Source organism: Telluria beijingensis, assembly GCF_030770395.1.
In the GTDB taxonomy this organism is placed as follows: domain Bacteria; phylum Pseudomonadota; class Gammaproteobacteria; order Burkholderiales; family Burkholderiaceae_D; genus Telluria; species Telluria beijingensis.
In genome coordinates this window covers 1,435,976-1,446,606 of record NZ_CP132480.1, presented here as the reverse complement: position 1 = coordinate 1,446,606, position 10,631 = coordinate 1,435,976, and the positions used below count along the sequence as shown (strand labels likewise).

The following is a 10,631-nucleotide window of genomic DNA, read 5'->3' as shown; positions in this document are numbered from 1 at the left end:
TTGTGGACTTTTGGTTTCACAAATGCGCTGCGCGACGCTTATGATTTTGGCTGGTTCTCCTTACGTATCAACATGTTACCTGGAGAACTAAGCCAAGACACAAGCCGACCCTTCGATCTCGAACTGGAAAATATGAAAATCAACGACCTCAATATCGGTACCCGTCTCGGCGGCGCGTTCGCCGCTGTCCTCGTCCTGATGACGATCATGCTGGCGTGCGCGCTATGGCAATTCGCGAATATTGCCGAGGCCAAGACCGTCATGGCGGAGGCTTCGCACAAGGCGATGCTGGCCAAGGACTGGGCCCAGGGCATTGCCACCAACTCGGTGCGCACCGTCTCGAAATTCAAGAGCGTCGATCCGGCCGACGAGCAGCGCCTCGACGCCGAGATGAAAGAGGTCAGTGTCAACGTCAGCAAGGTGCAGAAAGAGCTCGAGCAGCTGGTGCTGAGCGAACAGGGCAAGGCCCTGCTGGCGGCGGTCGCGGCGCAGCGTACGCGCTATTCCGGCATTCGCGACCAGGGCTACAAGCTCAAGGCCGAACTGGGAGCGGACAGCCCGGAAGTCCAGGCCTACGTGAGCGGAAAAGTCATTCCCGAGATGCGCACCTATGTGCGCACCGTCGAAGACGTCACCGCCTTCCAGCTGCAACTGCTGCAGCGCCAGAACGCGCACATCGATGAGCTGATGTCGTCGGCACGCGCGATCATGCTGGGCCTGGGCGTGGCGGCCATCGCGTTCGGCGCCCTGTTCGGCTGGCTGCTCACGCGCAGCATCACCCGGCCGCTGGCGAACGCGGTCGATGTGGCGCAGCAGGTCGCCGCCGGCGACCTGACGGCCGACATCGAGGTCGGTTCGCGCTGCGAGGTGGGCGCCCTGATGGCGGCGCTCAAGACCATGACCGTCAACCTGCGCAAGACGGTCACCGAAGTCCGTTCCGGCACCGACACCATCCTCACCGCCTCGCAGGAAATCGCATCGGGCAACCTCGACCTGTCCTCGCGCACCGAACAGCAGGCCAGCTCGCTGGAAGAGACGGCGTCGTCGATGGAAGAACTGACCGGCACCGTGCGCCAGAACGCCGACAACGCGCGCCAGGCCAATGTGCTGGCGAAGAACGCCTCGCAGATCGCCGCCCATGGCGGTGAAGTCGTGTCGCAGGTGGTGGCCACCATGGCGTCGATTAACGAGTCGTCGAAGAAGATCGGCGACATCATCGCCGTCATCGACGGCATCGCCTTCCAGACCAATATCCTGGCGCTGAACGCCGCGGTGGAAGCGGCGCGCGCGGGAGAACAGGGCCGCGGCTTCGCGGTGGTGGCGAGCGAGGTGCGCAACCTGGCGCAGCGCTCGGCCGGCGCGGCCAAGGAGATCCGCGGCCTGATCACCGATTCGGTGGCCAAGGTCGATGCCGGCGGACGCCTGGTCGACGAAGCCGGTTCGACCATGCAGGAAATCGTGCAGGGCATCACCCGCGTGACCGACATCATGTCCGAGATCGCCTCGGCCAGCGCCGAACAGACGGTCGGCATCGAACAGGTGAACGAAGCGATTACGCAGATGGACAGCGTGACCCAGCAGAACGCGGCGCTGGTGGAAGAAGCGGCGGCGGCGGCCACGTCGCTGCAGGAACAGGCGGCCACGCTGGCCCAACTGGTGAGCGTGTTCAAGGTCGGCGATGACGGCGCCGTGCGCGGCGCACACCGCGCGCCTGCAAGCCGCGCGCTCGTCGTGCGCCAGCCCGGCGCCAAAGCCGCGGTGCGCGCGGCGCCGGTCGAGGTGGAAGAAGACGCCCTGGCCTGAGGTCTTCCCGTCGATTTAACAGTTGTCGCGGCAACACGAGGTCAGCGCTGTTGCCGTGTACACAAGACCAATATCAACTCTTTATCGCCGCATATCGATTCGCTACTTTTTTGTTCCTTGACCGCAACAAGTGTGAGAATTCGCGCACTTTTAGTATGACGACGCTGCAAAAGCAAGCTTATGCTTGATGCAGGGCAACCCAATCTCACGAAAAGTCACAATCGCGCTTTTCGACCGGGATAGGCAGGCTCCCTCGTCATTTGCATTGGGAACAATATGAAAATTAGCGACCTCAAGATTGGAATCCGGCTCGGCGGCGCGTTTGCCGCCGTCCTCGCCCTCGTAGCCGTCATGCTCGTCACGGCGCTATGGCAACTTGGTCGCATCGCCGATGCCAAGACCGTCATGGCGGACGCCGCACACAGCGTCAACCTGGCCCAGCAGTGGCTGCGCGGCACCGAGGGCAATGCCGTGCGCACGCGCGCCAAGGCCACCACCTTCGATGCGGCCGAGGAAGCGTATTACGACGCCGAGATGAAGAAGGCCAGCGCCGGCATCAGCAAGACCCAGAAGCAACTCGAGGCGATGGTGGACACGGGCAAGGGCAAGGAGCTGATGGATGCCGTTGCCAGCCAGCGCAGCCGCTATGTGGGCCTGCGCGACGAGGGCTTCAAGCGCAAGGCGGCGCTCGGCGCGGATAATCCCGAGGTCCAGGCATTCTTCAGGGACAAGGTGCTGCCCGAGGTGGACAAGTATGTCGCCACCGTGCAGGCGGTGGTGGAGTATGAAGAGGCGTTGTCGGCCGAGGCCCAGGCCAGCATCGACGCGCTCAATGCCTCGGCCCGGCAGATCCTGGTCGCGCTGGGCGCAAGCGCGCTCGCGATCGGCGCCGTGTTCGGCTGGCTGCTCACCCGCAGCATCACACTGCCGCTCGGCCACGCCGTCGGCCTTGCGCGCCAGGTCGCCGCCGGCGACCTGACCGCCCGCATCGACGTGCGCTCGCGCGATGAAGTCGGCGCGCTGCTCGATGCGCTCAGGACCATGAACGGCAATCTGCTCAAGACTGTCACCGAGGTGCGGGCCGGCACCGAGACCATCGTTACCGCGTCGCAGCAGATCGCCACCGGCAATCTCGACCTGTCTTCGCGCACCGAGCAGCAGGCCAGCGCGCTGGAAGAAACGGCGTCGTCGATGGAAGAGCTGACCAGCACCGTGCGCCAGAACGCCGACAATGCGCGCGAAGCCAATGTGCTGGCCAAGAATGCCTCGCAGATCGCCGCCCATGGCGGTGAAGTCGTATCGCAGGTAGTGGCCACCATGGCTTCGATCAACGAGTCGTCGAAGAAGATCGGCGACATCATCGCCGTCATCGACGGCATCGCCTTCCAGACCAATATCCTGGCGCTGAACGCGGCGGTGGAAGCGGCGCGCGCCGGCGAACAGGGCCGCGGCTTCGCGGTGGTGGCGAGCGAGGTACGCAGCCTGGCGCAGCGTTCGGCCGGAGCGGCCAAGGAGATCCGCGCCCTGATCGCCGATTCGGTGACCAAGGTCGATGCCGGCGGACGCCTGGTCGACGAAGCAGGAACCACAATGCAGGAAATCGTGCAGGGCATCGGGCGCGTGACCGACATCATGTCCGGGATCGCCGCGGCCAGCGCCGAGCAGACGGTCGGCATCGAACAGGTGAACGAAGCCATCACGCAGATGGACAGCGTGACCCAGCAGAATGCCGCCTTGGTGGAAGAAGCGGCGGCAGCGGCGGCGTCGCTCGAAGACCAGGCGGCCGTGCTGGCGCGGCTGGTGAGCGTGTTCAAGGTCGACGACGACACGCCCGGGCGCCCCGCCCACGCCAGCGTGCACGCCTACGCCGCCAACCGCCCGGCGCCGGCGCTGGGGCATGCCTCGCTGAGTGCCTGACATCTCAGCGATGCACTATATCGAAAGGTTTCGAAACAATTATTAACCTTCGGTTGGATTATGTTTATTTTCGAAAACGAGTAAATTCTTTCGAAAACGATTGATTTCCCGGATGGGCCGCCTTAGTATTTACGCATTAACGCCCCTTTGGAGAGACCTTTGAACCACCTCGAAGCCTTCATGAAATCGACCATGCCGACCGGCGCCGCCTGCCTGCTGCTGGCGGCCCTGCCGGGAATGTCCCATGCCGCCACCATCACCGTCGGTCCCGGCCAATCGATCCAGACCGCGGTCAATGCCGCAGTCGCCGGCGACACCGTTCGCGTCCTGCCTGGCACCTACACGCAGAAGGTGCTGGTGTCCAGGTCCGGCACTGCCAGTGCGCCCATTACCCTCAAGGCCGATCCGGGCGTCGTCCTGCGAGGCGGCAGCGGCGTGACCCCGTCGGGCCGCCAGGGTCTGATCACGATCAGGAACGTCAATCACGTACGCGTGGAAGGTTTCGAGGTCACCGGTTTTACTTCCGGCAGCAGTACGGCAACGCCGGTCGGCATCCTGGTCGAAGGCAACGGAACCAATCTGCAGATCGTCAACAACAAGATCCACGGCATCAAGCACACCAGCACCTGCAAGGATCCATGCTCGGTGGGCGCCCACGGCCTGGCGGTATTCGGCACCAATGCGACGGGCATTACCGACCTGCTGGTGCAGGGCAACGAGGTCTACCAGAACGTCCTGCAGGCGAGCGAGGCGCTGGTCATCAACGGCAACGTCGACCGCTTCGAAGTGCTGAACAACCACGTCCACGACAATAATAATATCGGCTTCGATTTCATCGGTTTCGAAGGCGAGTGCGGCGGCTGCGGCGACAAGGACCGGGCGCGCAACGGCATCGTGAGGAATAATCGCGCGGCCAACAATTCGAGCTCGGCCAATCCCTGGTATGGCGGCGACAGTTCGGCCGCGGGCTTCTATGTCGACGGCGGCCGTTACATCGTCTTCGACGGCAACATCTCGACGGGCAACGACCTCGGTTTCGAGTTCGCCAGCGAACACCCCGGCAAGTCGACCGAAGATATCGTGATGTCGAATAACGTCGTGTACAAGAACCGCCAGGTAGGGCTGACGATCGGCGGCTACGCGTCGAACCTGGGCGCGGCGCGCCGCATTCATGTGCACAATAATTCGTTCTACAAGAACCGCGGATGGGGTACGGAAATCGTCTTCCAGTACAAGGTCATCGACTCCCGCTTGAGCAACAATATCTTCTTCGGGACGGGTCCTGCGGCGAACAATTATTCGAACCTGGGCAGCGGCCATGGCGGCAATGTGTGGGGCACGAACTTGTGGTGGGGCACGAATGCCAGCGGCAGCGGCCTGCCGGGTGTGCGCGTGCTGGCCAATCCGCGCTTCACCGCGCCGGACAGCGGCAACCTGAACCTGCAAGCGACGTCGCCCGCCATCGATGTGGGCGCGACCGGCGTCGCATTGACGAACTGGACCTCGCCGCTGTGGAGCCGCTACTTTGCCGGCGGCGCCATTCCCGTCAACGGCGTCCGGGACATCAATGGCCAGGCGCGTATCGAAGGCACGATCGACCTCGGCGCGGACGAACACGGCAGCGCGCCGGCCGCCAGCAGGTAACGAACTTCCGGTTCGAGACGCTAGCGGCTCGCGTAGTAGCGACTCAGTTCCGCGATCTCCTGGTCGCTCAACGCCTGCACCGCATTGCGCATTTGCCGGTTGATGTCGTTGCTCCGGCGCCCATCGCGAAACGCGGCCAGCTGGTCGCGCAGGTAGATTTCGGATAATCCCTCCAGCACCGGCGTGGCGGGACGCCCGGCGTGCGGGCTGTGGCAGGACGAGCAGGCGCCGATGGCGCGCATCGGGTCGCCGTTGCGCACCAGGCGCGGGGTGTCGGTATCCGATGGCTCCACGGCGTCGATCCGTTCGCGCTCGAGCGAGGCGTAGTAGACGGCCAGGTCGCGCATGTCCTGGTCGCTCAGGCTCATCACCAACGGCTGCATGATGGCGCTCGGGCGGTGGCCGGAGGCAAAATCGCGCAGCTGCTTGTAGGTGCCGGACGCCGGCTGCCCCGCCAGGTGCGGCGTGCCGGCCGGACTGGTGCCGCGCGCACCGTGGCACATGGTGCAGGACATCGCCAGGGTGGCGCCATTGCCGATCGAGTTCGCCTCGCTAGGGCCCATCATGGTGGCGCTGACGATGACGCCGGTCGGATTGCGCTGGCCGGGACCGGGCAGCGCCGCGCCCTGGAACGGCGCCGGGGCGCCGGCGGCGCTGCAGATCGCATCCCACAGGCTCGCCAAGGTCGCCTGCGCGTGCGTGCGCGGCAGCCACACAAAGGCCACCATCGCCCCCAGCAGCGCGACCGCCACCACGGCGCCGACGCTCCAGGTGAACCAGCGATTGCCCAGCGAGAAAATGCGTTCTTCGCTCATGGCCGCTCTCCCACCGGCACCGCCGGCACCGACGTCTGCTCCAGCGCCATCAGCTGGACGATCGGATAGCCGTAGTTCACCACCGACAGCCCGATCATCAAGGAAAGCCACAGTGCATAGCCGTTCAGCGCGGCCGGCAGGCGGCCGCCCTCGTGCACCGGGCGCGCGAAGGCGAACGCGGGCAGCCTGGCCGGCGCGCCGCGGTGGCCTTGCATCAGGACTAGGATGAACAGCAGGCCAGAGAACACCAGGATCAGCCCGCCGAAGAAGGTGATGATCACCGTGACCGCCTGCGGCGTGAGCGCGGGATGGCCATAGTCGAAATACGCCATGCGCCGCGGCATGCCCAGGATGCCGACCACGTGCCAGGGAAAGGTCAGCACGATCATGCCGATGAACCAGGTCCACAACTGGATGCGCATCAGGCGCCCCGCCGCCAGCGCGCGGCCGGTCAGGTGCGGCCACAGGTCGTAGGCCAGGGCGAAGTACATGATCACGATGGCGCCGCCGAAGATCAGGTGGAAGTGGCCGGTGATCCACTGCGTGTTGTGGACGGCAAAATCCAGCTGATAACTCATGTTGATCAAGCCGCCCGCGCCGCCGAAGCCCAGCAGGATGAAAGAGAACGCCACCGCCAGCATCATCGGGTTCTGCCACGGCAGCTTTTTCAGCCAGCCGAACGGCCCCACGCCGCCGCGCAGGCGGCCCACGATCTCGACCGAGGCGGTGATGGTGAAGATCGTGAGCAGGGTCGGCACCGATACCATGGCGGTGAACACCGCGTGCATGAACTTGACGCCCGATCCCACCTGCGGGTCCTGGAACAGGTGGTGGATCCCGATCGGCATCGAGAACACGAGGAACAGCACGAAGGAGATGCGCGCCATCTTGTCGCTGTACAGGCGGCCCCCGATGGCGCGCGGCACCAGGGTGTAGAAGGCGATATACGCCGGCATCAGCCAGAAATACACGATCGCGTGCAGGGTCCAGGAGAAGAACACGCGCGCCAGCCCGGCGTCGATGGTATGCCTGAAGCCCAGCGCCACCGGCAGGATCTGGAACAGGATCTCGATGGCGGCGCCGAGCGAGGTCCAGGCCCACAGGTAGGCGCCGGCCAGGTTGGCGAACATCGGCAGCGGCACCGTGGCGCCCGGATTGGCCTTGCGCCACACGGAGAGATTCACCGACATCAGCGCCACCCAGATCCACGACCCCACCACCACCAGCACCACGCCGATGTAGTAGAAGGGATTGCCGATCAGCGGCGGATAGAAAGTGTACAGCACCGTGGCCAGGCCCATCGACACCGGGATCATGGCGGTGACGGTGCCCAGCACCACCAGCCAGAAGCCGAGCCAGGCCCAGCGCCGGCCGACGATGGCCTGCCTGAGCGAGAGCTCGACGATGGCGTAGCCGAAACCCATCGCCACCAGGGTCGGGAACACATAGCCCATGGCCGTGCCGTGCGCCGTGACGGCGCGGTAGTACAGCTCGGGGTTGCCGATCCAGTCGCGCAGCGGACTGCGGATGTACATCTGCCACTCGCCCAGCAGCAGGGCCGCGAAGAAGGCGGCGAAGGCGACCCAGAAGTGCGCCAGCACCAGGCGCCTGGCATCGATGCTATACACAGCTGACCCTCCTGCCGCCGGCGGCCTGGCGGGCGAATTCGTCCTTGTCGACGATCTTCACCCTCGCCCACATGGCAGCGTGGCCGACGCCGCAGTATTCGTGGCAGGGCATCAGGTGTTCGCCGGTTTCCTCGAAGCGCGCGCGGAAGTTCGAGATATAGCCGGGCACCAGCATCACATTGACGTTGCCGGCGGCGATCGAGAAGCCGTGCACCACGTCGGCCGCCGTGCCGCGGATGTGGACCGGGGTGTCGGCGGGCACCAGCAGGCAGGTCGGGGTGAAGGAGTACTGGTTGCCCAGCACGCGCAGGGTGACGCTGCCGTCCGGCTCCAGGGTCGAGCCCAGGTTGGCTTCGACGAATTCTCCCGACAGGTGAAGGGTGGCAGGGTCGATGGTCTCGGTGCGCACCGGCGGCATCGCCGCCCAGTGCACGCTCATCCAGACCAGCATTGCGAGCAGGAAGACGATGATCGCGCCGACCAACCAGGCCCACCGGATTTCCGCGGCGTGGGCGATGGCGTCGGGATCGGCCGCATGGTGCGGAGGATGCGCCATCTAGGTCCCTCCCCGCGCCACGTAGACCAGCAGGTAGAAGGCCAGCCACATCGCCAGCACGATCGCCACCGCCAGGCCGGCCACGGCGAAGGCGCCGCCCGGCCCGCGGGCGACGACCGCTTCCACCCGCTGCTGGTCGCCACTGAAATCGCCTTCCGGCGCTTCCTGGATCATGGTTTCCCCCGTTGTCGTCCAAAAGGCCCTGCTATTCGACCGAGGCCGCGCGCAGCGCGCTCACCTCGCCCACCGTGACCGGCGCGCCGCGGTTGCCCCAGGCGGTGCGGATATAGGTCACCACCGCCGCCACGTCGCCGTCCGACATCGCGTGCGCGAACGGCGGCATCCCGTACGGCATCGGATTGCGCCTGGTGCCGGGCGGGTAGCCGCCGTTGAGCACCATGCGGATCGGATTGACGCTCGAGGTCATCGTGATCGACTGGTTGTCCTTCAGCGGCGGATAATGCGGCGGCATGCCGCGCCCGTCGCCGCCGTGGCAGCTGGCGCAATGCGCGTCGTACAGGCGCTTGCCCTGGGCATGCATCTGCCCGATGTTGGCGCGCGCCGGCGCAGTGGCCGGGTCGGCATTCACCGGCCGGTCGGCGGGCAGGCTTTTCAGGTAGACCGCCATCGCGCGCACATCGGCGTCCGTCATGTGCTGCAGGCTGTTATAGGTCACCTCGGCCATCGGGCCATACACGGTGCCGCGCTGCGACACGCCTTTCTGCAGCAGGTCGACGATGTCCTGGATCTCCCAGGTGCCCAGGCCAGCCTCCTTGTTCGAGGTCAGGGACGGCGCATACCAGTTCTGCATCGGGATCAGGCCGCCCTGGAATTCGCGCTCCTGCGACGAGCCGCCCAGCGCGTTGATCGGCGTGTGGCACATGGCGCAGTGGCCCAGGCCCTGGACCAGGTAGGCGCCGCGGTTCCACTCGGCCGATTTGCTCTTGTCGGCCACGTATTCGCCTTCCTTGAAGTACAGGGTGCGCCAGCCGATCAGCAGCGAGCGGTTGTTGTAGGGGAAGCGCAGATCGTGCTTGCGCGAGGCCAGGCGCACCGCCTGCACCGAGCGCAGGTAGGCGTAGATGGCGTCCGAATCGGCGCGCGTGACCTTGGTGTAGCTGGCGAACGGCATGGCCGGATACAACAGCTCGCCGTTCTTCGAGCGGCCGGTGCGCATCATCCTGAAGAAGTCGTCCGCGCTCCAGTTGCCGATGCCGGTCGTCTTGTCGGGCGTGATGTTCGGCGCATACAGGGTGCCGAACGGGGTCGGCATGGCGCGGTTGCCGGAGAAGATCTTCCCGCCCGGGACCGTATGGCAGGCGATGCAGTCGCCGGCCTGGGCCAGGTATTTGCCGCGCTCGACCTGGGAGGGCTGGGCCGGCCTGGACGGCGGAGTTTGCGCCATCGAGGGACAGGCCAGGAACATGAAGCACAGCGCGAGTGCGCGCAACGGGTTCATGGCTGCCCCCCGGTCGAATGGACCTGGCTGCCGCAGGCCAGCGGCAGCTTGGCCGGTCCGGCTTTCGCCGGCCGCGCCTTGCCGACCGGGAGCGAGGCCAGGTAGGCCGAGACGGCGGCCACTTCGGGCTCGGTCAGGCTCGACGAGACCACCTGCATGCAGTCCGGCGCCAGCGCGGTGCGCACGCCGTAGCGCCAGGCGCCCAGCTGGGCGCTGACGTAGTCGGCGCGCAGGCCGAGCAGGCCTGGGATGCCGGGCTCGCGGCCGGCCAGGTCGAGCCCATGACAGGTCGTACAGGCCGGGACGCGGCGTGCCGGGACACCGGTGGTGGCAATGCGCTGGCCGTCGACCACCATCGCGGCCGGCGGCGGCGGCGCCGCAATCACGAGCGGCGGCGGATTCTGGGCCGCGAACCAGTCGGCCATCTGGCGCAGGTAGGCGTCCGGCAGGTAGGCCAGCAGGTAGTTCATCGGAACGTACTTGCGGCGGCCGTCGCGGAAGGCCACCAGCTGGTTGTACAGGTAGCCGGCGGGCTTGCCGGCCAGGCGCGGGAAGTAGACGTTCTCGACGCCGCGGCCGGCCGCGCCGTGGCAGCCGGTGCAGGCGGCGACGCGGGCTTCCATGGTGTCGGGGACACGCGGCGGCGGGGGCGCAGGGTTACCCTGGGCCAGCGCCGCCAGGGGTGGGCCGGTCCAGGCAAGCAGGCAAACGAAAACGCGATCGAGCGGCTTCAAATGCGATCCTCCCCAGCAAACATCGATGTGGCCGGGACGAACCCGGCACTGATATTTGTTGTAGAGAATAAAACA

Annotated in this window: 9 protein-coding genes; 3 read left to right on the top strand and 6 right to left on the bottom strand. The window is 66.0% G+C overall.

Going from position 1 to position 10,631, the window contains the following annotated elements:
* The first annotated feature begins 132 nt into the window (after positions 1-132).
* The 3 genes from Q9246_RS06430 (at position 133) to Q9246_RS06420 (ending at position 5,364) form a co-directional block, all read left to right on the top strand.
* On the top strand, positions 133-1,803 hold the full coding sequence (locus Q9246_RS06430) for a methyl-accepting chemotaxis protein (protein WP_306396343.1): 1,671 nt from the start codon (positions 133-135) through the stop codon (positions 1,801-1,803).
* Between the two features lie 276 nt (positions 1,804-2,079).
* Entirely contained in the window at positions 2,080-3,720 is a 1,641-nt protein-coding gene (locus Q9246_RS06425) for a methyl-accepting chemotaxis protein (protein WP_306396342.1), read from the top strand.
* Positions 3,721-3,879: 159 nt separating this feature from the next.
* On the top strand, positions 3,880-5,364 hold the full coding sequence (locus tag Q9246_RS06420) for a right-handed parallel beta-helix repeat-containing protein (RefSeq protein ID WP_306396341.1): 1,485 nt from the start codon (positions 3,880-3,882) through the stop codon (positions 5,362-5,364).
* Between the two features lie 20 nt (positions 5,365-5,384).
* Here the strand turns inward: Q9246_RS06420 and Q9246_RS06415 are convergent, their stop codons facing one another.
* The 6 genes from Q9246_RS06415 to Q9246_RS06390 are packed head-to-tail and all read right to left on the bottom strand — an operon-like array spanning position 5,385 to position 10,445.
* Positions 5,385-6,179 (bottom strand): c-type cytochrome, encoded by a 795-nt coding sequence (locus tag Q9246_RS06415; protein WP_306396340.1) that lies wholly within the window; start codon positions 6,177-6,179, stop codon positions 5,385-5,387.
* Entirely contained in the window at positions 6,176-7,780 is a 1,605-nt protein-coding gene (locus tag Q9246_RS06410; RefSeq protein ID WP_306398103.1) for a cbb3-type cytochrome c oxidase subunit I, read from the bottom strand. Before Q9246_RS06410 ends, Q9246_RS06415 begins: the two co-directional genes overlap by 4 nt.
* 19 nt (positions 7,781-7,799) lie before the next feature.
* On the bottom strand, positions 7,800-8,363 hold the full coding sequence (locus Q9246_RS06405) for a cupredoxin domain-containing protein (protein WP_306396339.1): 564 nt from the start codon (positions 8,361-8,363) through the stop codon (positions 7,800-7,802).
* Positions 8,364-8,537 (bottom strand): hypothetical protein, encoded by a 174-nt coding sequence (locus Q9246_RS06400; protein WP_306396338.1) that lies wholly within the window; start codon positions 8,535-8,537, stop codon positions 8,364-8,366.
* 31 nt (positions 8,538-8,568) lie between these two features.
* Positions 8,569-9,822 (bottom strand): c-type cytochrome, encoded by a 1,254-nt coding sequence (locus Q9246_RS06395; RefSeq protein ID WP_422802353.1) that lies wholly within the window; start codon positions 9,820-9,822, stop codon positions 8,569-8,571.
* Positions 9,819-10,445, bottom strand: a complete 627-nt coding sequence (locus Q9246_RS06390) for a c-type cytochrome (protein ID WP_306398100.1) — start codon at positions 10,443-10,445, stop codon at positions 9,819-9,821. Before Q9246_RS06390 ends, Q9246_RS06395 begins: the two co-directional genes overlap by 4 nt.
* Between the last annotated feature and the right edge of the window lie 186 nt (positions 10,446-10,631).